This window comes from Pontimicrobium sp. MEBiC01747, from assembly GCF_053601635.1.
This window is the reverse complement of record NZ_JBSHNS010000531.1, coordinates 1-313: the sequence shown is the minus strand read 5'-3', so window position 1 is coordinate 313 and position 313 is coordinate 1. Positions and strand designations below refer to the sequence as shown.

Here is a 313-nt window from a genome sequence, read left to right as displayed (position 1 = left end):
TGCTGGAACGGATATTACAATTACTGCAACTAGTGCTGTTAATGGATCGTGTCAAGACACCTTAATGGTAACTGCGCCTAATTGTGCTTGTCCTTTTATCGATACGCCTACTAATCCTAACAATCCTAGTGTTTGTTTTGGCGCAACTACACCTGCTTTAAGTGTTGTACTGCCTGGCCCTCCTGCTTTAGGGGATGCTGTTAATTGGTATACAAACGCTACTGGAGGTACTGCCTTAGCTTCTGGCCTTAATTATACGCCTACCGATACAGCTATTGGAGTTTACACTTACTATGCTGAAGCTGAAGAAACT

The 313-nt window shown here is 43.1% G+C and carries 1 protein-coding gene; it reads left to right on the top strand.

Going from position 1 to position 313, the window contains the following annotated elements:
- Positions 1 to 313: Ig-like domain-containing protein (locus ACVC2P_RS17235; protein WP_452599688.1), on the top strand; the 313-nt coding region annotated here is incomplete at both ends.